At 40.4% G+C, this 23,705-nt stretch carries 24 protein-coding genes; 3 read left to right on the top strand and 21 right to left on the bottom strand.

The window, feature by feature from the left end:
* Positions 1 to 10 precede the first annotated feature (10 nt).
* The 11 genes from IGK86_RS13330 to gnd all read right to left on the bottom strand — a co-directional run bounded on the left by IGK86_RS13330 (position 11) and on the right by gnd (position 8,662).
* Positions 11 to 229 (bottom strand): YdbC family protein, encoded by a 219-nt coding sequence (locus IGK86_RS13330; RefSeq protein ID WP_002381076.1) that lies wholly within the window; start codon positions 227 to 229, stop codon positions 11 to 13.
* 175 nt (positions 230 to 404) lie between these two features.
* Positions 405 to 875: an ASCH domain-containing protein gene (locus IGK86_RS13335; protein WP_002354908.1), complete on the bottom strand. Its 471-nt coding sequence runs from the start codon at positions 873 to 875 to the stop codon at positions 405 to 407.
* 165 nt (positions 876 to 1,040) lie between these two features.
* Positions 1,041 to 1,694 (bottom strand): bifunctional 4-hydroxy-2-oxoglutarate aldolase/2-dehydro-3-deoxy-phosphogluconate aldolase, encoded by a 654-nt coding sequence (locus tag IGK86_RS13340; RefSeq protein ID WP_002354907.1) that lies wholly within the window; start codon positions 1,692 to 1,694, stop codon positions 1,041 to 1,043.
* Positions 1,695 to 1,698: 4 nt separating this feature from the next.
* Positions 1,699 to 2,772, bottom strand: coding sequence for a mannonate dehydratase (gene uxuA / locus IGK86_RS13345; RefSeq protein WP_002388613.1), 1,074 nt, complete (start codon positions 2,770 to 2,772; stop codon positions 1,699 to 1,701).
* Between the two features lie 23 nt (positions 2,773 to 2,795).
* Positions 2,796 to 3,248: a PTS sugar transporter subunit IIA gene (locus IGK86_RS13350; protein ID WP_002354905.1), complete on the bottom strand. Its 453-nt coding sequence runs from the start codon at positions 3,246 to 3,248 to the stop codon at positions 2,796 to 2,798.
* A 76-nt stretch (positions 3,249 to 3,324) separates the two neighbouring features.
* Positions 3,325 to 3,831: a PTS system mannose/fructose/N-acetylgalactosamine-transporter subunit IIB gene (locus tag IGK86_RS13355; protein ID WP_002354904.1), complete on the bottom strand. Its 507-nt coding sequence runs from the start codon at positions 3,829 to 3,831 to the stop codon at positions 3,325 to 3,327.
* Positions 3,832 to 3,852: 21 nt separating this feature from the next.
* On the bottom strand, positions 3,853 to 4,725 hold the full coding sequence (locus IGK86_RS13360) for a PTS system mannose/fructose/sorbose family transporter subunit IID (RefSeq protein ID WP_002354903.1): 873 nt from the start codon (positions 4,723 to 4,725) through the stop codon (positions 3,853 to 3,855).
* Positions 4,726 to 4,745: 20 nt separating this feature from the next.
* Positions 4,746 to 5,582, bottom strand: coding sequence for a PTS mannose/fructose/sorbose/N-acetylgalactosamine transporter subunit IIC (locus IGK86_RS13365; RefSeq protein ID WP_002354902.1), 837 nt, complete (start codon positions 5,580 to 5,582; stop codon positions 4,746 to 4,748).
* A gap of 12 nt (positions 5,583 to 5,594) precedes the next feature.
* On the bottom strand, positions 5,595 to 6,698 hold the full coding sequence (locus tag IGK86_RS13370; protein WP_010713712.1) for an iron-containing alcohol dehydrogenase family protein: 1,104 nt from the start codon (positions 6,696 to 6,698) through the stop codon (positions 5,595 to 5,597).
* 14 nt (positions 6,699 to 6,712) lie between these two features.
* Positions 6,713 to 7,714 carry a D-isomer specific 2-hydroxyacid dehydrogenase family protein gene (locus tag IGK86_RS13375; RefSeq protein WP_016617396.1) on the bottom strand — a complete coding sequence of 334 codons (1,002 nt, stop codon included), beginning with the start codon at positions 7,712 to 7,714 and terminating at the stop codon, positions 6,713 to 6,715.
* A gap of 12 nt (positions 7,715 to 7,726) precedes the next feature.
* Positions 7,727 to 8,662 (bottom strand): phosphogluconate dehydrogenase (NAD(+)-dependent, decarboxylating), encoded by a 936-nt coding sequence (gene gnd / locus IGK86_RS13380; RefSeq protein ID WP_002378821.1) that lies wholly within the window; start codon positions 8,660 to 8,662, stop codon positions 7,727 to 7,729.
* A 374-nt stretch (positions 8,663 to 9,036) separates the two neighbouring features.
* On the opposite strand from gnd, the gene IGK86_RS13385 reads away from it, so the two are divergent.
* Positions 9,037 to 9,924, top strand: a complete 888-nt coding sequence (locus IGK86_RS13385) for a MurR/RpiR family transcriptional regulator (protein WP_002383224.1) — start codon at positions 9,037 to 9,039, stop codon at positions 9,922 to 9,924.
* Positions 9,925 to 10,181: 257 nt separating this feature from the next.
* Here the strand turns inward: IGK86_RS13385 and IGK86_RS13390 are convergent, their stop codons facing one another.
* The 7 genes from IGK86_RS13390 to yfmF form a co-directional block, all read right to left on the bottom strand.
* The gene (locus IGK86_RS13390) at positions 10,182 to 11,966 is read right to left on the bottom strand and encodes an ABC transporter ATP-binding protein (protein ID WP_016617397.1); all 1,785 of its coding nucleotides are present in this window, start codon (positions 11,964 to 11,966) and stop codon (positions 10,182 to 10,184) included.
* Entirely contained in the window at positions 11,966 to 12,565 is a 600-nt protein-coding gene (locus tag IGK86_RS13395) for a MarR family winged helix-turn-helix transcriptional regulator (protein ID WP_002359022.1), read from the bottom strand. The genes IGK86_RS13390 and IGK86_RS13395 overlap by 1 nt, the downstream gene beginning before the upstream one ends.
* A gap of 248 nt (positions 12,566 to 12,813) precedes the next feature.
* Positions 12,814 to 13,392: a CDP-diacylglycerol--glycerol-3-phosphate 3-phosphatidyltransferase gene (gene pgsA / locus IGK86_RS13400; protein WP_002365382.1), complete on the bottom strand. Its 579-nt coding sequence runs from the start codon at positions 13,390 to 13,392 to the stop codon at positions 12,814 to 12,816.
* A 98-nt stretch (positions 13,393 to 13,490) separates the two neighbouring features.
* Entirely contained in the window at positions 13,491 to 13,703 is a 213-nt protein-coding gene (locus tag IGK86_RS13405) for a hypothetical protein (protein ID WP_002359021.1), read from the bottom strand.
* A 124-nt stretch (positions 13,704 to 13,827) separates the two neighbouring features.
* Complete coding sequence (locus tag IGK86_RS13410; RefSeq protein ID WP_016617398.1) at positions 13,828 to 14,694, bottom strand: helix-turn-helix domain-containing protein; 867 nt, start codon at positions 14,692 to 14,694, stop codon at positions 13,828 to 13,830.
* A gap of 167 nt (positions 14,695 to 14,861) precedes the next feature.
* Entirely contained in the window at positions 14,862 to 16,166 is a 1,305-nt protein-coding gene (gene yfmH / locus IGK86_RS13415; protein ID WP_016617399.1) for an EF-P 5-aminopentanol modification-associated protein YfmH, read from the bottom strand.
* Positions 16,159 to 17,427, bottom strand: coding sequence for an EF-P 5-aminopentanol modification-associated protein YfmF (gene yfmF / locus IGK86_RS13420; RefSeq protein ID WP_016617400.1), 1,269 nt, complete (start codon positions 17,425 to 17,427; stop codon positions 16,159 to 16,161). The genes yfmH and yfmF overlap by 8 nt, the downstream gene beginning before the upstream one ends.
* Before the next feature lie 208 nt (positions 17,428 to 17,635).
* On the opposite strand from yfmF, the gene mscL reads away from it, so the two are divergent.
* Positions 17,636 to 18,085 carry a large conductance mechanosensitive channel protein MscL gene (gene mscL, locus IGK86_RS13425; protein ID WP_016617401.1) on the top strand — a complete coding sequence of 150 codons (450 nt, stop codon included), beginning with the start codon at positions 17,636 to 17,638 and terminating at the stop codon, positions 18,083 to 18,085.
* Positions 18,086 to 18,125: 40 nt separating this feature from the next.
* On the opposite strand, the gene IGK86_RS13430 is transcribed toward mscL, so the two are convergent.
* From IGK86_RS13430 to treR, 3 genes are all read right to left on the bottom strand, one after another.
* A complete protein-coding gene (locus tag IGK86_RS13430) occupies positions 18,126 to 18,809 on the bottom strand; it encodes a WxL domain-containing protein (RefSeq protein ID WP_016617402.1) in 684 nt (227 codons plus the stop codon).
* Positions 18,810 to 18,897: 88 nt separating this feature from the next.
* Positions 18,898 to 19,596 carry a WxL domain-containing protein gene (locus IGK86_RS13435; protein WP_010824023.1) on the bottom strand — a complete coding sequence of 233 codons (699 nt, stop codon included), beginning with the start codon at positions 19,594 to 19,596 and terminating at the stop codon, positions 18,898 to 18,900.
* A gap of 379 nt (positions 19,597 to 19,975) precedes the next feature.
* Positions 19,976 to 20,689 (bottom strand): trehalose operon repressor, encoded by a 714-nt coding sequence (gene treR, locus IGK86_RS13440; RefSeq protein ID WP_002354877.1) that lies wholly within the window; start codon positions 20,687 to 20,689, stop codon positions 19,976 to 19,978.
* A gap of 261 nt (positions 20,690 to 20,950) precedes the next feature.
* Between treR and IGK86_RS13445 the strand changes: the two genes are divergently transcribed.
* Positions 20,951 to 23,695 carry a glycoside hydrolase family 65 protein gene (locus IGK86_RS13445; RefSeq protein ID WP_016617405.1) on the top strand — a complete coding sequence of 915 codons (2,745 nt, stop codon included), beginning with the start codon at positions 20,951 to 20,953 and terminating at the stop codon, positions 23,693 to 23,695.
* Positions 23,696 to 23,705 lie beyond the last annotated feature (10 nt).

Below are 23,705 nucleotides of genomic sequence, written 5' to 3' on the forward strand. Positions count from 1 at the left end.
GGTGCTCCTTTTACATGGATTTAATTGTTTTGCTTAATTCAGCAAATTCTTCGTTGGTTAAGGTGATGCCTTTACCCATTTTTTCGTGATCAGGGGCCCACTCACGCAAATCAAATTTTGGTGGACGACCATTCCAACTAATTAAATTCAATTCTTTACGCCAGCCACGAGCATTCTCAGATAACACAGCGACTTCTTCTAAAATTTCATATGAAAATTCTTCTTTCATAACATTCACTCCTTGTTAGTATTCCTTAGGTTATTGTACCATCTTTTCCTCGACACTTAAAATACACATCTCTTTTCTATCACCCTGTCTATATAAACATACGCAACTTTTTCAAAAAATCAGTAAAAAAAGCGGCGACTGCTCGTTTCAATCGTGTCAGTCACCGCTTCTCTGTCTATTCTTTTTCTGTATAAAGATCCACCACTTCAAAACTTTGGCAAACTAACAGCATGTCGGGATAAAATTGTAGCTGATAGGGGGCCAGTTCTTCTTTAAAGAACCGCGCATGCTCTTCATACCAATAATCCAGCGTCAAATCTCCTTCACCTTCCGCTTGTGCAAAAGATTCTGAGACCTTATTCATGGGCATAATTTCAACTTTGGTTGTTCGAATAATAGCCAGCGGTTGAGACTGACCATCTAAAATTATGTCGTATTGACCAGCTTTAGGGAGTTGTTCTTCTTCCATCTTATAAATATCTAAAGAAGAACATGTCGCTGTCTTACGACCAGAAACAACCAATTGACCCAAACGATTACCCATCTCAGAAGAGCCATCACCAAACATCCACACATCGGGCATCAACATATCTAATTCATGTTTATCTAAAAAGTTTTGCCAGAACACTTCTACATTTTTTAACATCCTTTGCTCTCCTTTTTATTTTTACTTCACGCAACCTTCTTTCACTAATTATACATAACTGATTGCTTTTCTCCTATACTATTTTTACAAAATGAAAACTAAAATAATGTCAGTAACATTTGGACAAAAAAAAGAGGACTAAGTAACAAAACTTAGCCCATCTTTTTATTTTGCTTGTCGTTCTTTGATTTTCGTGAGTAAAGATTGAACATGCTGGCGTGCCGAAGCTTCATCTTCTTGAAGCATTTTTTCTGATAAAATAAAGGAACCGCCCACTGCTAATACTTCTTTGGCTTCCACATACTCTATAAAGTTTGTTTCATCAATCCCACCAGTTGGTAAAAATTGAACATCATAAAACGGACCGCTTAAACTTTTAATGGCTTTTAACCCGCCATAAATATCGGCTGGGAAAAATTTAACCACTCGTAAGCCATACGCCAGCGCTCGCTGAATCTCCCCAGGCGTAGCTGTTCCTGGAAAAATAGGCACCTCATTTGCCAGACAAAAATCAATGACTTCTGGAACAATCGCTGGGGAAACAATGAACTGTGCACCGTTCGCTACTGCCTCTTGGGCTTCTTTCAAGGTTCTAACAGTTCCTGCGCCCACAATTAAATTCCCTGAAGCAGCAAGTTGTTTGATGGCAGGCAAGGCCAGCTGACTCCGAAAAGTGACTTCAATAAACGGTAATTCGTTTTCTACTAAGACTGATTCTACTTGTGGCAAATAGCGTAAATCTGTTGCAGTGTATAGTGGTAAAAGTTTACATGTCGCTAATTGTTGATACAGTTGATTTTTTTCAACTTTTGTTTCCATTCTGTCACTTCCTATTTTGTTTGGCTTTGGTTGCTTCGTACAGTCCTTGAATATAGGTCAACCCCATTGCTCGATCGTATAAACCATAACCAGGCATCGCTTTTTCATCCCAAATTGCCCGCCCATGGTCAGGGCGAATAACGCCTTCATACCCTACGTCTACCAGTGCTTGCATTAATTCCGCCATATCTAACGAACCAGCGACACTCGGATGCGCCGTTTCTTCAAAACGATGCTCGCCTAAATACTTCACATTGCGGAAATGAACAAAATTAATTCTGTGACCTATTTCACGAATCATAGTAGGCAAATCATTCGTCGGGTCCGCACCGAGGGAACCTGTACAAAATGTAATCCCATTTGCTGGTGAGTCCACCAAGGAAAGGATCCGTTTTAAATCCGCTAAATTTTTAGTGATTCTTGGCAAACCAAAAATTTCCCAAGGTGGATCATCGGGGTGAATCCCCATTTTGATATTTTCTTCTTCACATACAGGAATCACACGTTCTAAAAAGTAGCGCAAATTTTCGACCAAATCTTCTTCCGTTACGCCGGCATACATGGCTTTCAATTCTTGAAATTGTTGCAAACGCTCCTCTTCCCAACCTGGTAACCGGAATCCTTTTGACTGACTGTGAATTAATTGATACATGTCTTCTGGCTGCATGTTCTCTACCACAGCTTGATCAAATAACAACGATAAACTGCCATCTTCATTCTCATACGCCAAGTCCGTTTTAGCCCAACCAAAAATAGGCTTGAAACTGTAGCACACTAAGGAAATTCCACATTTCCCCAAGTTACGTAACGTTTGGCGATAATTATCAATATAGTGGTCTCGTTGATCCGTCCCCGCTTTAATGGCATCATGAATAGCGACACTTTCAATTCCTAAAAGCGCTAATCCTTCTTGTTCCACCGATTGTTTAAGTGCCTGAATTTCGGCTACTGTCCAAACATCACCTGGTAGTTTATTTAACAAGGTACCGACAACACCAGTAATTCCTGGAATCTGTCGAATGTGTTTTAACGGAATGGCATCGCCTGCCGCTCCGTACCATCTAAATCCCCATTTCATTGCTTTCACCCTTTACTACATTCTTAAAAATCATCGTCCTCATCCTCTTCGTCCTCAAAGGAAGTCATAGAAATATCCCATGCTTGCACACTTTCTTTGCCTTGCGCAACAATCGCTTGCGCCGCTTCAGCAATCGGTGTGCCTAATAATTGATGGTTTATCGCTTCTAAGACCATTGGTAGGTTGGTACCACTCACCACAAAGATTTTCTTTTGTAGTGCTGGTTCGAGTTCGTTAATCACCAAAACTGCCTGATTGTAAGGACTCGCACTTAATAAGTCAACCATGACCAACACGCCATCCCCTTGTTGGACGTTCTCAATCGCTGTTTTAATTTGTCCGCCTAGTGCTTGGACATCGTCTCCACTATTTAGATTAACAGTTTCGATATTTTCGGTTGCGCCCATAATCACGGTAGCTGCGTCTTTCGCACCGTCACTTAGTGCACCGTGTGTAGCAATCACAATCCCTAACATAAAAGTTCCTCCTTCAATTCAGTGGCTTGAGTCATTACTTCAAACAGTCATGCAATGACTCAAGCGACTGGTCTTTTTATAAATTAAATTTGCCTAGAACCTCTTTTAAACTAGTTTTTGGTGCAGAAGGCGTTGCTTGGAAATAAATATCTTCTACGCCGTACACCTCATGTAGTTCTTTTAATTTTTCAGCATCTTCTTTGTTTAAATAAACAGATTTGGTTACTAATAAATCTTTTTCTGGATTTTTCTGTGCAATACCGCCGATGTTTAACTCCTTCATAGGGACTCCGTGTTTTACTAAGTCATAAATTACAGAGACGGTTTTAGCGATTAAAATACAGTTGTACTCTTTGAATTGGTATTCATCCCAATAAAATTTAGCTTTTTCCGGCGTAATGACAATGGTTTTTTGTCCTGTCCGACTGCCTGCACTTTTGTATAAATCACGCATAAATTTATCCTTTGCCACCACTTCATCGACAACGAAAATGGAATTAACGCCACTTTTTTGGGACAAGGTCACCATCACTTGTCCATGAATTAATCGTTCATCTACTCTTGCTAAATTTACTACGCCCATTTGATTCACGTCCTTTTCTTTTTATAAAATACCGACTGTTGCTAAGACAATTAAGATACCTGTTAACCACAATAATGCTTGCGTAACTTTCAAGCCTTTTTTCGTATAGAACCAATACACGCCCATCACGACAGCTAGCGGCAAGAGTCCTGGGACAATCTGATCAAGGATATCTTGGACCACAAACTCACGGCCAGAAAGTTTAAATTGAAGGGTTGAAGAAACTTTGACATAATTACCAGCTAAAATTCCCATCATGAACAACCCTAAAACAGATAACATTTCAATGGCTTTTTGAATCCCCGCACTTTGCATTAAGCCTGTGGCATTCCGCCCCATTTTGAAGGATTGTCTCGCAAAGAACACACCTAACAGTACTTGATAAAGGGCAAACGCCACAAATGGGAAAATCGCACCTAATGCGCTACCTTGTTGCGCCCACGGCACCGCAATCGCAATAAAAATATATTGAACCGTGCCTGAGTCAATCGCATCACCAATCCCCGCTAACGCGCCCATCAATCCAGCTTTGGTGTTATACATTAAATCATCTTGCATCATGATTTCGCGGCCTTCATGTTCTTCTTTGGCCCGCTCTTGTTCCATGGAAGCCATCAGCCCAGTAATGACCCCGCCGCCCCAACTTAATTGCGTATTGAAAAACAGCAGTTGACGCATATAAGCGGCTTTTAATTGTTCATCGTCTTTATATAATTTCTTTAAAAGTGGCATCATTGCGTACAATAACGAAGGCGCCAAGTAACGTTCAAAGGAATGGGGAATTTCATTGGCAAAATGCCAACGGAGATAGGCTTTTGTAACATCTTTATTGGTAATTTCTTCTGGTGCTAAATTCGTTGTTTTCGGCACGACTTTTTCTGTTGTTTCCGTCATTTCAGTTCCTCCTTTTTCTTTTAAAACCCGTCATCGTAATCGTCATCATCATCAAAATCAGTGGTGGCACTGGCGGAACCAGCACTTTCTGCTACAGGTTTGCCTTTTTGGACTTGCACAAAAATTAACGCAATAATTACGCCAAAGATGGCATACGTTACCATGGTAATTTCCAATGACTTAAAGACGATACTCATGAAGTATGCAAGGAAAAAGAAAACCAAGAAATCTTTTCGACCAATGACATAGACCGTTGTCGCAATCCCAATTGCGGCTAAACCACCACCTACTACTTCTAACACGTGAATCACAACGGTTCCTTCTAATGCTTTAATAATATCGGCAATGACTGGTGCCCCTAAATAAAGAGCAAAAAAGACTAATGGAACGAATAAAATAAATGAGGCAATCGTTGGATACCAGATAATTGAGCGGGCAATTTTTTTAGAATTTAGTTCAGCCACCGCACGATCGGTATACTTCCCTAAAAACGTGTTAATAAAGAAACGGAATTGATATAAATAACTTCCTAAAAGACCGACAGGAACCGCTACGGCGATAGCGGCTTCCGGCTTCAAATTCCCTAGCAACGCAACTGGCACAGCAATCGCTGCCGCAATTGATGGTTCTGCTGGCATAGAGCCACCTGGTGAAAAAACACCCATGTAAATCATTTGTAATGCTGCGGTGACGATCATCGCTTTCGGGACATCGCCCATCACTAAACCTGCTACTAACCCTGTCATTAAGGGCGAGAAACGCAACGTTAACGTTGCTCCTCCTCCAAGCCATCTGGACATAATTGCTGCCACCCAAAGCGCCATTATCAAACTTTGTAAAACACTTAACGTTTCCATAGTTCCTCCTTCTTATCCTTGGTTTTGGATATACTTTTCTAGCTCTTCAATCCCTTGACGTAAACGTTCTTCCGAAATCTCAATAGGAATTAAATGAACCTTTTCTTTTGAATCAATAAATTGAACCATTGCATCGAGTACTGTTTCTTCTGGGTAAAGGCCCATTTGTCGTAACGACATGGGCAAGTTTAGCTCTTGATAAAAAGGGATTAATGCGTCTATGATGGCCCACCTTTTTTCCAATGCTAATTGATAGAAGATGCCGTAAGCTACTTTTTCGCCATGTAAATAGTCATGACTTTTTGGTAAAAATTTACTCATAGCATCATGCATGGCGTGTGCTGCTGCATTGCGGGCGTATTTGTCGCCGAAGCCGCCGACTAATCCAGAAACAGCGAAAACAATTTCTGAAAGATGGACAAATTCAGGCGTGAGTTTGCCCTCGTCCATCGCTGCTAAGGCTGCTTTTGAGTCCCGCATAATCGCTTCTTGCGAAAGCTTGGCGGTCGCTCCCGCTAATTGTAAAAAGGGTTCCCCTTGCAAATGGGCTTGGCGTAAAATGGTCTCTGATTCATACCATTTCGCTAACGTATCAGCTAAACCAGCGACAAAATAATCACGGGGTGCATCAAGAAGCAACTTAGGATCGGTGATTAAAAACGCAGCTTGGCGAAAGAAATGTTCCGTTTTGCCTTCGGCCGCGCCATTTTCTTGATACATCACAGCTAACGGTGTCCACGGCGCACAGTTACTAGCCAAAGTGGGGACCAAGCCAAAATTCAGATTGTTTAAATGGGCGCTGTAGCCCACTAAATCGGCTAACTTACCGCCGCCGACTCCCAGAAGAAAGTCAATCTGGTGTTCCTTTATTTGCTGTGAAATTTGTTCGGCGCCAAAATAACTACATTCTCCTGTGTAAGTGTGATAGAAGAATTGATACTCTGAATCTGCCAAGAAGGGCAAAAATGGCTGAGCTTTTTCAAAGGATACGGTGCCATGCACCACCAAAATTCGTTGGGCGTGATATTCCTTGAAAAGTGACGGCACCGAAGCTAAGGCGCCTTCGTGGTAACGATAAAATTGCGGTCCAACTTTCACTTTTAAATCAGTTAACATGCTCCTCCTCCTTCTTAACTAACGTAACGACTGACTTCTTGCACTGTCCGTTGAGGTAAAATACCTTGCACCACGTCTTCCACATCTTGCACGCATTTTTCTCCCATCGCTTGCAGGCATTCCATGGTATAAGCGGAGGTGTGCGGCGTCATTACTACATTTTCAAACGCAAGATAAGGATGATTTTTCCGACCTGGTTCCTCTTCTAAAACATCTGTCCCAAGCCCAGCAATTTTGCCCGATTGTAAGCCGACAATCATGGCTTCTTCATCAATCAAGGCGCCTCGTGCGCTATTGGAAAGATAGACGCCGTCTTTCATCTTGGCAATTTCCGCCGAGCCAATCATGTGATAACTTTCTTCAGTTAAATTGGCACATAAACAAATGATGTCAGCTGAAGCTAGCAACGTATCTAAGTCTACTTTTTTGGCTCCATAACTTTGCAGATAAGTGGCGGATTTATAGGGATCATACGCTAATACGTCACAGCGAAATCCGTTTCGTAACGTCTCAACGACACAACTTCCTGTGTTCCCAACACCAATGACACCCACAGTTTTGTTAAATAACGTCCGACCGACAAAATTCGCTCGTTTTTCCCATTGATCTGCTTTAACGCTGGCATCTGCAGCCACGGTTTGCCGTAAAACAGCTAGTAAATTTGTGATATTGTTTTCCGCCACGGCATCTCGTTCTACTAAAGCTGGGATGATGGAAACAATTGTGTCATGCTGTTTTGCAGCGTCTAAATCGATGTTGTTATACCCAATGCCGTGGCGAGAAATCAGCAATAATTCATCTTTATGTTCAAAAAATTCTTTCGTGAAAAATGGCGTCACGCTAGCAATAATAATCGTATATCCTTGTAAACGTTCCGCTAACTCTTTGCCACCAATTTCACTGTCGACTGTAAAATGCTTCACGGTGCCTATTTTTTCTAAGCGCGTCAAGTGTTCAGGAAAAATTTGACCAAAACTACTGGAATTCACTATGGCAATTTTTTGTTTTTTTAACATGACTAAACTCCTTTACTGACTTTTTACGACTTCATGCCCGCCAAATCCTTGTCGCAAAGAAGCGACCACTTTGTTTGAAAAATGATTTGCTAGCATACTTTCATTTCGAGTAAATAAGGACAACGCTGTCGTTGGGACGGGCATCTCCAAACGTAATGCTTCTTCAATCATCCATTTGGCTTCGCCATTTGCTGCAACTTTCCCTTCTAGATTGGCTAACGTAGGATTTTCCGCAAAAACCTCTTTCGCTAAGCCCATCAAGCGAGCTTCAATAATCGAGCCGTGATTCCACACATCGGCTACTTTCTCCAACGCAAAATCATATTCGGCAGCTTCTAATAAATTGAATCCTTCGCCCATGGCTTGCATCATGACGTACTCAATCCCGTTATGCACCATTTTCAAATAGTGACCAGCTCCTGATTTCCCAGCATAAAGATACCCTTGTTCACAAGCTAAATCTTCAAAAAATGGGGTTAACACCTTGACAGCTTCAGGCGCACCGCCAACCATTAAACACGCTCCTTCCCGCGCTCCTTTGATGCCACCAGAAGTACCACAATCAATAAAATAAATTCCTTTTTCCTTAGCAAGCTGAGCATTCGCGACACTATCATGAAAATTTGAATTGCCACTATCCACAATGATATCCTCTGGTGCTAATTGCTCTACCAATTCTGCCACTAATTGATTGGTAATCTGACCAGCGGGGGTACTTAAAAAAATCACCTTCCTTTTATTAAGCGCTTTCAATAATTCTGACAACGAATCTACAACGGAAAGACCCTGTTCTCTAGCAGTCGCTCTTGCTTCCTTTGTCACATCAAAGCCAATAATGGGCCAGCCTTGTTCGTGAACATTTAATGCCATGTTCAAACCCATTTTCCCAAGTCCAATAAAGCCAATGTCCATTTTTCTTTCACCTGCCTCTTTTGATACTTCAATCATAAAGGATAAAAAAAATAATGTAAACGATTACACTAATTAAAAAATATTTTTTATTTTTTAGCAAAAATCTTGCCTACTCAAAAGGTAAAACGTTTTTATTTTTAAGGAGCTTTCATACAAAAAACACAAGTAAATCTCTTGGTATCACGTTCTTTTTACTGGCTACTTTCTTTAGTTGAGAGAAGTCTTTTCAAGACCCCTTCATTTTTCAGAAAAAAGATTATTTATTTTTTTTGGCTTTTTTTAAAGAATTTCTTTTTTGTGGAGAAAAAGAGAAATTGTATTTGTCCTCTTTTTCCACTATAATCAGTCTATACCAACAATGAAAAGGCATTCATTCTATTTTTAAAAAATAAGATTGGAGGAACGTGTTAATGAAAAACCACTATTTGGATCAACGGATTCGGATCAAAAAACCGAATTTGAGCCTCACAGAAAAGAAAATTTCCGATTACTTTGTTCATTCTGAATCATTATTGACACAAATGACGTTAGAAAGTCTGGCCAACGAAATTGGCGTCTCCCAATCTTCCGTATATCAATTTGTAAAAAAGATTGGCTATTCTGGGTTCCAAGAATTTAAAATTGATATCGCCAGAAATTCTAATTATCAGCCGACTTTTCAAAACGTCAATAGCGTGAATGGCGCCGATGATATTTCACCAGATGATGATAGTATTACGATTGCTAAAAAAGTCTTACAAGCCAATATTTATTCCCTCAGTAACGCCACACAGTTCTTAACAAAAGAGCTGTTAGATAACGTGTTGGCTTTGATGTACTCTGCCAAAACGCTTCACTTTTTTGGGCAAGGCGGCTCCTCGATTGTGGCTTTTGATAGTTTCCATAAATTCATTCGGACCAACTATCGATGCAACTACATTTTTGATTACCACATGCAGTTAAGTTTTGTCACAAAATTAACCAGTGAAGATTGCGTGTTTATTTTTTCCCATTCAGGCAAAACCAAAGAATCAATCAACCTAGCACGACAAGTTAAAAAAACCAACGCAAAAATGATTACGTTAACCGGTAACAGCGGTTCAGAGTTGGCAGGCTTGTCCGACGAAGCAATTATTGTCGTCACCGAAGAAGGCTTGTTTCGTGCGGAATCCTTGGCTTCACGGATTAGTTACTTAACGGTAATGGATATTTTATACACAAATACGATGTATCACAATTTTGATCAAAATGCCGATTCCTTGAAAAAAATCCGTGATAACATTAGCACGACTAAGACCGATCCGCATTATTTGTCGTAAAGATCTGAATGGTGCTTATTTTTGTAATATCGGTCCTCGCAAATTGGCTTTATACCGTGACTCTACATTTTATGAAGCAAGTGAACTATCATGGAGGTATTTCAAAAGCGACCAATTTTTTGGTCGCTTTTTATCTTGTGGGTAAAAATAAGTTAGAAAAAAGAACTTGGGGGTTATGTCCAAGTTCTTTCTAAATCTTAAGACAATTAGTTAATGCACGTGTTGTCTTAGCTTCATTTTAAATTTGCTTATTTCGTTCATTCCGTTACTTTAAATTGTTCGGATACATATTTAGCGTAAGTTTTATGTTTACTTACTAGCTCATCATGTTTTCCTGAACCAGTTACTTTCCCTTTTTCAACAAAGTAAATGCTATCCGCATCAACAATTGTCGACAATCTATGGGCAATAACCAATGTCGTTCGGCCCTTCATTAAATTAGACAATGCCTCTTGGACCTTCATCTCAGATTCTGAATCTAGGCTAGCAGTAGCTTCATCTAACATTAAAATCTTGGGATTCCGCAAGAATGCACGAGCAATTGCAATACGCTGTCTTTGTCCTCCAGAAATTTTAACGCCACGTTCACCGACTTCCGTATTCAATTTATCTGGCATTTCTTCTACAAATTTTCGCGCATATGCTAGTTCCAAGACATCCCATAGTTGTTCATCTGAGAAGTTTTCTGCTAAGCCATACGTTAGATTATCTCTGATTGTCCCTGCCATAATCGCAGAATCCTGTGATACAAAGCCGATTTGACGACGATAATCTGATAATTTGATATCTTTTATGTCAATATCTCCAAATTTAATTTGTCCTTCTGTAGGTTCATAAAACCTTTCAATTAAACTAAAAATCGTCGATTTCCCGCCACCTGATGGGCCAGCAAAAGCAATTACTTGGTTTGGCTGAGCAGTAAAAGAAATGTCTGTTAAGATAGGTTCCTCTGGTGCATCTTCATAAGAAAATTTTACATTTTTAACTAATAAAGTCTTTTCCGATAAATCAATATCTTGTCCACTTTCAAAGTCTTCAGGTTCTCTAGATAACAATTCTTGCACTCGTCGCGTTGATCCTGCTGCTTTAGCTACTTCAGAAAATAACGTCGCAATGATTGGCATGGCACCAATAAGATTAAATAGATACATTAAGAAACTCATCAATGTTCCGATTGTCATCACACCAATGGCAATTCGATGCATCCCATATGCCAATAGCCCAAATACCATGCTCATAAAGACCATCATCATAATTGGTTGCATAGATGCATCAAATATTGCTTCTTTTTTCCCTACATTAAATAACCGATCCACTTCATTTGCAGCACGAACCTGCGCCTGAGATTCAGCATTAGAAGTTTTGACTAAACGAATTTCACTCAACGTTTCAGTAGCAAGTCCGTTAAATTGACTCATAGCATCTTGGCGAATGTGACTAACTTTTGAACCAAATGCCATTACTGGAATCATACAAAGGATTACAACAGGAACAGCAATTACCATAGCAAGCGACATATGCCAATCCATTTTAATCATCATATATACCGTACCAATAACTGTAATCACACTGGCAACTGTTTGAGGAAAAGTAACGGCTAACAATTGCTTAACTTGATTAGTATCATTTACGACCCGGCTGGATATTTCACCCGCTTTAACAGAGTCAAAATAAGAAACTTTTAGAATAGTTAATTTATTCCATAAGCGTTTACGCATATTTTGGATGACATTTTCACCAAAAATACCTAAAATTGTCCCTCCTAATGCAGAAACGAGTGCTGAAAATATAAATAATCCAACAACTTTACCTAATAAACTATAATCTACTCCCTTTTGAAAATTATTGACTAAACTTGAAGCAAGTTTTGGAACGTACACTTGGATACTAGAAGAAATCACAAGAAATACCATCCCAATGCCAAGCAGTAAATAGTTAGGCTCTGTCATCTTGATTAAGCCTAAAAATTCTTTAAACGAAAATTTTGTTTTATCTGCTCGGATAGAATCATGACTATTTTTGCCGCCTCCACCTACTGCCATTATCTTCTCCGACCTCTCTTCCATCCTTCAAAGCCACCGTATTCACCATTGAATTCACCAAATCTACCAAAGCCATCATGTCCCATCATCTGTTCTCTAGCTCTACCATATCTAGCTGATATTTTTCTGAAATGTTCCCAATTTTTATCGTCGCCAAAAATTGTTTCAATTTTATCTAAAAATTCTTCACTAGAAATATTCTTTTCTATACGTTCTAAATAATTATTTAAAGACTCTAGTTCCTCCTCTGAAAAGCCCTTAAACATTTCTTCATTAAATCCATTAGAAATATTTCCTTGAGTACTTAAACTTTCTCGTCCTTTATCGGTCAATACAACGAATGTGACCCGAGCATCTGATTCATTTTTGACTCGTTTAACTGCTTTAACAGACTCTAATTTTTTTATGATTTGTGTCACACTAGAAGGTTTTATATCTAAATATTCAGCGATTCTTCCAGCTGTTACATTTTCTTCAGAAGCAAGCAATTTTAACGTTTCAAAAGTGTTATCTGGTTTCTCCTCTATGCTAGAAGCAAAGATTAAGTAAGGTTGTTGAGCAATTTTTAATAGTTTATTTAAAATATCTGTTTTTTTCATAATTTCCTCCAAAAAATTTATTTAGTTTATATATAATCTAACGAACTAAATAGTAATCTATTTAGTTTACTTTGTCAACAACAAACTAATTATTTGTATGTAGATATAACCAAAATGAAAAATAGCATACAGAAACTGCCGATTTGTTTTATCGATTCATCTGTTCCTCTACTTAAAAATCTATTTGTCCATTCAATCATGAATACTAAAAAAACGCTTGGCACAAGCCAAGCGTTTTGATTCTCTCTTTACATCGAACCTTTAAAAACATCTTTATTCTTAGCAAAATAATCAACACCAGAGTAAATGGTGAAAATCAAGCAAGCATATAGCATGATTTGATCTAGTGGTAGATGAAGTGCTGAAAATGGAATGTTGTTAATGAACAGTAAAATAATTGCAACCATTTGGGTAGCTGTTTTTACTTTTCCTGGCCAAGCTGCTGCCATTACTTCGCCATGTTCGACTAATAACAACCGTAAACCAGTTACTGCCAATTCACGACAAACAATAATTGCTACAATCCAAGCGGGTACTTTGCCTTGACCAACTAAGACGATAAAAGCGGTCATCACTAGCATTTTGTCCGCTAATGGGTCCGCAAATTTTCCGAAGTTCGTCACCAAGCCTTGCGCACGGGCAATTTTGCCATCCAACCAGTCTGTAAAACTAGCAACTGCAAAAATAATCGCGCCCACTAATTGGGTAACGGCTAACGTTGTGTCGCCAAAACTAATCGTTCCCCAGTCCATTGGCACTGACACAATAATAATAAAAATCGGAATCATAAATATTCTTAAAACTGTTAATTTATTTGGTAAATTCACTTCAATTGCCCCTTCCTTCTCCTGTTCTATTTTACGTTATCTTGCTGGCAGTGTCACGAAAAAAAGAAAAGAATCTGGAATAATTGCCGTTTGACCGTTTATTCAGAAATATTCTTGCCTTTTTTTAGAAAGAGCTGGTAATAGCCTAAACCTAAATTAATCATTCCAATCAATGTGATACTGTCTAAAAATTTAGAACCATAGATAAAGTAGAAATACAGTTGTAAGCCAACAATCAAGAAGCCCATGACCAACAGAGCGATTGAAAATATGGTGATAAGATTAAATTTTTTATTAACTATTTTAAGCATTGATAACCCCTTCTCTCTTGAATTATTATTGTCGTCTTTTTAACCATTCGCTGTTAATTATAAAAGAAAAGAATCTGGAATAATTGCCGTTTGACAGTTTATCCAGATTCTTCTTACACCATTTCTAACGATACGTAATCCCTAATGTAACATCCTTACGAATTAAAACTGGCGTTTTTTCCAGTGTTAAATCGGCGCCATCGACTTGAATGGCGACATTATTTGAGGCGCCTAGAATCAGTGTTGCATTGGCGGCATTCGCAGGTAAAGCTGTTGTTTGGGTCTCTCCTGCTTGCAGGGTGTGTTGGTACGTATAGTTGCCATCGACCATCACGCCAATCCAGCAAGAGCCTTCAGTGCCTTTAAAGGTAATGTTGATTGGACTATTCGCATCTTTAACCGTTGCAGTTACTTGATTATTGGAATCACTCACCACAGCCACAGCTGTTTTCTTCTCTGGTTCGCTTGAAGAAGACGGCGGTGTACTACTTTGTGTGCTACTTTCTGGGGCTTGACTTGATTCTTTGGGTTTTTCCACACTGGCACTAGTTGCCGGTGTTTGAATAATCGGTTCGGCTTTTTGATCTTGCCACATAATGTACAACACTACGACCGCAATGGCTAAACCAATTAACGAAAAGGCAATGGCTGGTAAGTTCCGCAGTAACCAACTGGATTGCTTCTCTTCGTCATGCAATTGCTTACGTGATCCTTCAAGCTCTTCATACACTGGCTTGGGTTCTTCGACAATTTCAGGTTCTTTGCCATCATAGATATCTACCAATTGATTGCCATCTAAGCCGACCGCACTTGCATATTGGCGGATAAACGCCCGCACATAAAAGGTGCCTGGTAAGGACTCAAAATCGTTTTGTTCAATAATTTCTAAATATCTTTTTTGAATTTTTGTCATTTGTTGCAGTTCATCAATTGAGATGTTCTTCTGCAATCTTGCTTCTTTTAGTGTTTCTCCAATATTTACGCTGGCCACTCGTCCATCTTCTCCAGTCTATTTTGTTAATTTATCGATTGTCTCATCAGTCTTTTTCAATTGCCAAGGAAAACATTCCCGTCCTTTAAGAATACCACAAAAGAAGCCAACTGAGGATAACAAAATTGAAAGATTTCAAAGATTTTTCTTTTTCTTAAACAGTTGGTTTATTGCTCGGTTTCTCCTTTAGGATACATGTAGAAACGGCTCAATCCTTCTTCACGAATCAAGGTCTCTGCTACTTGGCGGACGTCGGCTAATTGAATACTTTCAATGACTTCAATCTTATCAAACAGCGTGGTTTCCCCAAACAATGATTGTGAAAATTGGTTGGCGATATACTCTAAAGAGTTTAAGGATTGGAAATATTTACCAATCATTTTTTTCTTCAATAAGGACAAATTTTCTTCCGTTAATTCTGGACTTGTTGTGGCAGATAATAAAATAGCTTCAATTCGTTCTGCTAAGACTTCTGGTTGCTCACTATCGCCGCCAATATCCGCAAAATGGAAACTGCGATCTAAATTAAAGTCATAACTAAAACTATCATCTAACAAGCCTTCATCATAAAGAGCCAAATAGTTTTGAGAGGTATTACCAAACAATAATTGTAACAACAAGTTCACGGTGACTTGATATTTCATTAAATCACGACCCGTTGTTGGCACTTCATCTAAGCCTTTCAAGCCAACAAGCACTTTTGCCCGTGTGACCGCCATTTCAATGGCGCTCTCTTTGACAATGTCGGCAGCTGTTTCTTCAGGAAAATGCCGACGAATAGGTTGGGCGGCAGGAAACTCTTTCGCCGCTTGGTTTTCACGAATGAACGCCATTAACGCTTCGGGGTCCATTTTCCCTACCACGAATAAGGTCATATTACTTGGATGATAAAACGTATTGTAGCATGTATACAAATCCTCTGCGGTAATCTCCGCAATACTTGCCACTGTACCGGCAATATCAATGTGCAATGGATGTTTCGGATAAAGGTTGCCTAAAATCCCAAAGAACAAGCGCCAGTTAGGATCATCTAAATACATTTGAATTTCTTGTCCGATGATGCCTTTTTCTTTTTCGACCGTTTCCTTCGTGAAATACGGCGATTGCACAAAATCAAGCAACGTTTCTAGATTTTGTGTCACTTGATCCGTCGTTGAAAACAAATAACTCGTTTTCGTAAAACTGGTAAAGGCATTCGCTGAAGCCCCTTGTTGCCCAAATTTTTGGAAGACATCGCCATCTTCTTTTTCAAACATTTTATGTTCTAAAAAGTGGGCGATTCCGTCAGGTACTTCAATCATTTCCTCTTGACCAATTGGCACGAACGTATTGTCAATGGAACCATAATCGGTCGTAAACAAACCATACGTTTTTTGGAAATCATTTTTCGGTAATAGGTAAATCTTTAACCCATTTTCCAGTGTTTCTGTATACAATGTTTCTTTAATTTGTGCATAGTCTTTTTTAATCATTTTCCGTTTCTCCTTCCAAAAAGAAGATCGCTTGAAGTTCCAAGCGTTTGGCTACTTCTTGGATTTCTGGAATAGTCACGGCATTAATCCGCGCAATCCATTCCTCCGCCGTCAGTATTGTCTGCGGCATTAATTCGTTCAAGTATTCTTTTTCCAGCCACGCGCCTGCATTATCTAACGCTAAGATATACTGATTTTTTAACATTGCTTTCGTTTGTTCAATTTCTAATTCGCTAATCTTACCTAAGCGAATATTTTCCAATTCTGTCGAAATCAAACGCAAGACCTGATTCCGATTTTTGCCATCGATTCCTGTTTGAACCGTCATGAAGCCACGGAAGGTGTCGATACTACTAGAAGCATAATACGCTAAATGCTCTTTCTCACGGACATTCATGAATAATTTAGAATGCGGGAAACCGCCAAAAATCCCATTAAACACTTGCAACGCAAAATAATAGCTATCGCCATAATAAATATCTGTGTTGTAAGCCAAGTTTAATTTCGATTGGGCTAACACCTCACGCTCGGTCCGCTCTTCAATCACATTGCGAATTGGTTGATTGTAGAAAATCGCGGCTTTGCCTTCTTCACGAGGCGTAAACGGTAATTGCTTGAATAGTGGCACTAACTCCGCCTCATTGACATCGCCTAAGACAAAAATATCCACTTGATCTTCCGCCAGCATTTTTTGATAATACGCTGCTAATGACGCCGCTGTTTCCTCAGCTAACGCCGCAACGGTCCCGAAACTAGGGATTTTTTGATCCTCCGATTGATTAAAATAGACACTTTGAAGCGCCAAAGAAGCATAGGTTTGCTTATCCTCCACAATACTTTCCAAGTACGCTTTCAAGTTCTCTTTCTCCCGTTGGAAGGTTTCCGCCTCGAATTGGCCCGCTTGAATATTGGGGGCAAAAATAATTTCCTTCAAAAAGTCCACCGCTTCGGCAAGCACCTGACTATCCTGTAAATAATGATCATTGACAATGTTCATAGAAATATTAAACCAATGTTGATTGCCTTTTTTGGAAACGCCAATCCCAAAGCTGGCGCCGTAAAGTTCCGCCAAACGCTCACTTAACTTGACTTGATTCGGGTAATTCAAGCTGTTGGTTTCCATCAAACTGGACAACAGCGTTCTTTTTGTAATGGTTTCATGATTTAATCGTGTATTAAAGCGGACTAAAAGACGCACCGTTTTATATTTTTCTGTAGGAATGACGTGTAAATTCACGCCTTTAACTAATTGAACAGACATTGCCGCATCGCTCCTTCATTTGCTTCATCTTACCTAAAGAATGCTGTGAAATATATGTATCGCGTAAATTCTAAAGCATTTTTTAATGTTTTTTCCAATAGCTCCATTATAACACAGCTTCAGGTGCTTTCTGAATGATAAGAGTTTTTCAGTTCAAATTTTCAAGAAGATTCGGTATACTGTTTTTAAAGTGAGGAGGGAAAAAAGAATGATTAAAGAATTTAAAGAGTTTATCATGCGCGGAAGTGTCTTAGATCTAGCCGTCGGTGTTGTCATTGGTAGTGCGTTTACTGCAATCGTGACACAAGTGGTGGAAGGCTTGATTACCCCGTTAATTAGTCTGATTTTTGTCTTGACGACTGGGAAAAAGAGTGCCGACGATGCATTAGGTGCCCTTGTTTATAAAGTCGAAGGCGTTGAATTCAATATTGGTAGCGTGATTAGTGCACTTATTACATTTTTAATTACGGCTTTCGTCCTCTTCTTGATTGTCAAAGCGGCCAACAAAATGAAAAACCGTGGCAAAAAAGAAGAAGCGGCAGAAGAAGAAGTGATACCAACGAGCGAAGATTACTTAAAAGAAATTCGCGACTTATTAGCGGCGCAAACACCGCCTGCTGAAACTGTCAAAACAGACAGCACCGTCACAGAGAAATAAGCAAAAAGTCATCCTAAAGGGATGACTTTTTTGTTTGGTCTTAGAGAGATGGTCCTGCGACGAGGTTCCACGTGATGTTACCTGTATAGGTCCCTGCTTTGAGTTGTTGGTAAGGGGTTGTGATGTTTAAATATTTTTCGGTCATGGCAGAACCCCACATTCCTTGGCCTTTTCCACTCACTGCATTCCCCACTAATGTGGCACCACCACCAATTGTAATACTACTGCTAGCTGAAAATTCAGGAACAGCAGGATCGCTATTGTAATCATAACCTGTTATTGGTTCAAAACGATTTCTCTCTTCATCATATGTCACAATATATCTTAGTTGTTTAAAAGATAATGTGCCTGTCAACTTTTCTTCACCATTGACCATTTCAGGAATTGTGGCAGTAACATGCCAGCCCTCTTTCGTTCCTCTTAAATCCCCTACTCCATAGCGAGCAAAGTTGTCAGAAAAAAGAGCAGATAAATCAGCAGAGATAGCCGTTTTAGGAAATAAAAGTCCTACAGGAACATAAAGCAAGTCAAAATCAGTGTTCGAGGCATTAGGATCGGGATCTTTTCCGCCAGCATCACCATCACCATCTGGCAACTTTCCTCCACCAAACTCCACCTGCACTGGCGTATTCCCTGTCGTTACCGCCTGTGCCGACAGTGGTGCTAAACTAGCACCAACCACTGCGCTACTTACCAACAAACTTGCGAGTAATTTCTTTTTCATTTTACATACCTCTCTTTTTTTAATTGATTGTTTAAGAACGGACGGAAGACCATTTAAACAGCTCTTCCGTCCGCTATTGTTTACATGCTTAAATCGCTGGTCCTGCGACAAGATTCCAGGTGACATTTCCTGTATACGCGCCTTTTTTCAGTTCTTGCATTGGTGTCGTTACATTTAACGTTAAGTTATCTAGACGACCTGACCAAGTCCCTTGCCCCTTTCCTAGAGGAGCGTTAATTAAAGCCGCGGCGCCGCCACCAATCTTAAGGCTCGCACCGTTAAAGCTAGGGGCCGTTGGATCATTAGCGATATTCATGCCGTTCAGAGTGTTGAAGCCCCCGTAAGAACTCGTACTTTCGTTGAATATGGCATAGTATGGTGTCATTCCAAAGGTAATCTGTCCATCTAATGTATCTGTGCCATTACTCATGCCCACTACTTCGCCAGTGACATGCCAGCCTTCTTTGGTCCCACGGACATCACCCACCATGATCGATTTTGGCGCAGTTGAAATGGGTCTAATAGCGGTTATATCCTCACCAATTTTTACGGGAGAAAAGTCAAAAATTTTCGGAATGGCTAATAAGTCAAAATTCGTATTCGGTTGCGTCGGATCGGGATCTACGATTGGGCCAGTATCATCCCCCTGATCTTGCAATGTTCCACCTTCAAATTCTACCTGTACTGGTGTATTTCCTGTCGTGACAGCCTGTGCCGAAAGAGGCGCCAAGCTAGCCCCAACAACTGCGCTGCCAACGAGTAAACTTGCAAATAATTTCTTTTTCATCTATGTACGTCTCCTTTTGTTTAAGAATTTCCAGAATGTACTTCTGAAGCTATGGCCTTAATTATACAAGATTCCCCTGTGTCTGTGATTTTAAATATTTAACCGCGCATAGAAAAAATCAACAGTTCTTTTAATATCAATGATATCTCTTGGTTTTAAACATAAATTTCAACACTTTTTGACATCCGAAAGTGTTATTTAATGATTTTCGCGGCAAAATCGATTAATAAACAGCAAGAAAACGTCAAAAAGTAAGGGTTCAACTCTTACCTTTTGACGTTTTCTCCTAAATTCTTATAAATTTATCCGCGATTTCGGCGAAAAAATCTTCAAATTTCATTTAATGACAGCCGTTTTTGCGTTTGCTAGTCACTGCGCCTTACAACTTGCGGCGACGGGCGAATTCCACAAACTTAAATTTGTTTAAGCGGTGACGGGATTCCGTATAGCCAAAACAGCGAGTATCTTCCAAGTTCATGATACTGCGGACCACGACGACATGATTGCCTTCGACTTCACCAATCAGTTGCTTGTCCATCTCTGTGAGCGGTTCCACGGTAATCTCTTTCTGGGCGTAACTAATCGCCAAGCCAAGGTCGTTTTCCAAATAATCGAAAATCGAATCTTCGGCACGATGCTTCGGCAGTTCAGGGACAATCTCTTTAATCAAGTAATCAATATCTAAAATATCGACTTCCCCTTCAATCTCCCGTTGCCGAACTAAGCGCCAAACAGGGGCCCCTTCGGTCCAACCAGTCAACTGAGCCAAGTTGCGCTCTACAGGAATTTCTTCTAAGGAAACCACATGAGTATGACTTTCAATATGTTGCGTTTGTTGTAACTCCTTGTAACTGGTCACCCCTGAAATAGGAAAATTAAATTTTTTAAAGTTTAAGACAATCGAGCCTTTGCCTTGCTTTTTCTGAATGTAGCCAGCGTTAATCAGTAAATTCAAGGCTTTCCGAATTGTTTCACGGGAAACATTGTAAGTTTCCACTAATTGATTTTCACTAGGTAATAAATCGCCTGGCTGATAGTCGCCTTGGACAATTTGTTGTTCTAATTCTAAAAATATGTCATGAAACTTGTTCATGCCGATCCTCCTCTACCAACAATTTCTTTTCTAAAAGCATAGCATATTCCCTCCGAAAAACCTAGAGCTGGTCAGAAAAATCCCCCGCACTTTCTGCCTTGCTTACGCCACTGACTCCCCCAGCCAAACCACTGCTTGACCGCCTTTTTTTCGGACCCAGCGTAGTCGGTTGCAGCCACGTTGTAGAAAAGTTTTCCCAAGAATCTAGGGAAAATCCTTGTAATTCTGATTCGTTCATACTATACTGTAGTCAAACACAACATGTCTATACAAGTTTACAAGGAGGCGCCAAACATGACTATTTTAGAATTAACATTCGCACCGAACCAACTAACGACGACTTTTTTTAACCATAAATTGGAACCGCTTCACCAAAAATCGTTCCCTTTTGAAGCCTTGACTATCGAAGAAACGGTTCCTGAACTGTGCCAATTGATTGTGGCAGAGGCTGCGCCGATTCTGGGGGGAATTGTGGCTGATTTCCCAGCGGACTTCTTTTCGCCAGAGGAAACGTTGGCGCTGGTTCCGCAAGCGGTGATTCAAGCATTCGCGGAACAGTTGAACACGCCACTTTTAACGGCAGCCGAACAAGCGGCGGCACCGAATCTGCTGGCAGCATTTGAAGAAAAACGGCAGTATCTGGCTTGGCATTTGGACTATTATGGCTACGTGCCTGGGAAAAATGAATATGCGGTGGAGTCCCTGTTAACTGTCGGCAATGGCTTTTTAGGTTTGCGCGGCACAACCCCTGAGATGACGATTTCTGATGATCATTATCCAGCGACCTACATTGCGGGGCTTTATAATACAGCGGCTTCGGAAGTTGCGGGTCAAGTAGTGGAAAATGAAGATTTCGTCAATGCTCCTGACAACCAACACATCGCTTTAAAAATTGGCGATGCCACTGACTGGTTAACGATTTCTCCAGACACGCTACAACAATTACACCGTCAATTGAACTTGAAAACGGGATTGTTTGTCGCAGAAATGATTTTGAAAGATGCGGACAATCAGCAAATTAAATTAACCACGAAAAAAATCGCCAATATGGCACAGCCGAATGACTATCATCTGCAATATACGTTTGAGCCGTTAAACTTTTCAGCCCCGATTACTTTGAAAACCGTCACGGATGGCAGTGTCTACAACTATAACGTGGCGCGGTATCGCAACTTAACAGCGAAACATTTTCAGGTGACAGCATTAAGCGCGCAGGAAAACAAAACCGTGATTGAGGTTTGTACCAATCAATCCAACTTGAGTGTCCGAGAAACGGCCTTGATAACCGGTGATTTTTTTGAAAAAGAAGCCATTATGATTCAAGAAGAAGCGGAAAAAATCGCCCAAGTGGTGACCGTGATGGCGCACCAAGGCACGCGCTATACGCTAGAAAAACAAGTCTATGTGCAAGCCAGCCACGCCGAACAAAGTTGGCAAGTACCGTTTACGCCGAAGGACTCTTTTGCGGCCGCCGCTCAGGAAAGCGCCCGCGCTTGGCAAACTCTTTGGCAACAAGCCAACATTACCGTGACAGGCGATTTGATGTCTCAAAAACTTTTACGGATTCACAGTTATCACTTGCTGGCTTCGGCTTCGCCTTTTAGTAACCAAGCGCAAGCATTGGACGTCTCGATTACCGCCCGAGGCTTGCATGGTGAAGCGTATCGTGGACATATTTTCTGGGATGAAATTTTTATTTTACCTTTTTATATTCAACATTATCCTGACACGGCGAAACAATTGTTGCTGTATCGCTACCATCGATTAGAGAAGGCGAAGGAAAATGCGGCGGCTAGCCAGTATCGTGGCGCAATGTATCCGTGGCAATCAGGACGTGACGGGCGTGAAACCACGCAAAAACTTCACTTAAATCCGTTGAATGGACATTGGGGCGAGGATCATAGCATTCTGCAACGGCATGTGTCCTTGGCGATTGCTTACAATGCTTGGTTGTATTGGCATAGTACACAGGATCATGAATTTATGAAACAATATGGCGGCGAAATGTTGTTAGAAATCGCTCAATTTTGGAACAGCGCTGCGACGTTAGATGACGCAACAGGACGGTTCTTTATTGATAAAGTGATGGGACCTGATGAGTTTCACGAGGGCTATCCAGACCAAACGGAAAGCGGCTTGAAAAACAACGCCTATACGAATTTGATGGTGGTTTGGCTATTCGAAGAATTAACCAACATTTTGGCACTTTTCTCTGAGGAAGAACAGGCACAACTTTTTGCCAAAACGCAGACCACTTCGGCTGATTTAGCCCGCATGCAACAAATTCAAAATTCACTGGAAATTGAAGTTAATTCTGACGGCATTATTGCGCAATATGAAGGGTATTTCGGCTTAAAAGAGATTGACTGGGCAGCGATGAAAGAGAAATACGGCAATATTTACCGCATGGATCGAATTTTAAAAGCCGAAGGGGAATCCCCCGATGATTACAAAGTGGCGAAACAAGCCGACACGTTAATGTTGTTCTACAACTTAGACAAAACTCGGGTGGATCAAATTTTAGAAGATTTAGGGTATCAATTGCCTGCGGATTATTTGGAAAAAAATCTTTTGTATTATCTAAAACGGACGTCTCATGGTTCGACTTTGTCACGAATTGTTCATGCCCAATTGGCAGAAATGGCGCAATTCCATGAGCTATCTTGGCAACTTTATCAAGAAGCGTTGTATTCCGATTATCGTGACATTCAAGGTGGCACGACCGCTGAAGGGATTCATACAGGGGTCATGGCTGCGACGATTCACGTTACTTTAGCGACGTATGCAGGCGTTGACACGCGCCAGAACGAGTTATCAATTTGTCCAAACTTACCTGAACATTGGCAAGCGCTGGCCTTCCAGTTTATTCATCAAGGCGTGACGTATCAATTTTCATTAACACAAACCAGTGTCACGATTACAGCAGATAAAGATACACAATTATTGGTTCAGGGCGCGTTGATTCCGTTAACCGCCGAACGACCAAAAGAAGTACATTATCAATAAAGGAGCGAAC

Origin of the sequence: Enterococcus sp. DIV1206 (genome assembly GCF_051712485.1) — a bacterium.
Classification (GTDB): Bacteria; Bacillota; Bacilli; order Lactobacillales; family Enterococcaceae; genus Enterococcus; species Enterococcus faecalis.